This is a genomic window from Ferrimicrobium sp. (assembly GCF_027364955.1).
Taxonomy (GTDB): domain Bacteria; phylum Actinomycetota; class Acidimicrobiia; order Acidimicrobiales; family Acidimicrobiaceae; genus Ferrimicrobium.
In genome coordinates, this window is sequence record NZ_DAHXOI010000072.1 from 470 (window position 1) to 1,037 (window position 568).

Here is a 568-nt window from a genome sequence, read left to right on the forward strand (position 1 = left end):
CTAAATGGGACATCAAGATTGGTTGTGACGATCATAGAGCTGTTCAGTGCTTTTGGTTGTCGAGACTTAAACTGAACTGCGCTCGGAGAACTATCCAGATCGACTCATGGGACGCGGGTTCGACTCCCGCCACCTCCACCACATCGGGACATGCACATTATTAACATGGCGCTGTGCCGAAGAGAATACGGGCTTGTCTGCAAAACAGGAGACGGCGGCTCGAGCCCGTCCAGCGCCTCCAAAACATGGTGATTGTGGTCAATCACCCCATTTAGTAGGACGGGAGCCATACGATTGAACCACAATGGGCTCTGTCGACATGTTGTAAAGGCGGCGACAACATAGCAGCTTAGGGCCTTAGCCGAAATTGTGAATCGGCAAGAAAGTTATCAAATACGAGCGCAATGGTCAACTGGTGGATCCAGATGCGAACTCTATGCGCTGATCGAGCATGACCTCCACAGCCTTTGCGGTCACGGCTACGAAGTCAGTGTCATCGCCCTCTGTGTCGGCTCGTTGAAGAGCGCTGATGTACCGGGTACGCTCCTTAACGCGATACATCGCCGGT

The 568-nt window shown here is 52.8% G+C and carries 1 tRNA gene; it reads left to right on the forward strand.

Annotated elements, in window-relative coordinates:
* Window positions 1-167 precede the first annotated feature (167 nt).
* Window positions 168-241, forward strand: a tRNA-Cys gene (locus M7Q83_RS14060).
* The last annotated feature ends 327 nt before the right edge of the window (window positions 242-568 follow it).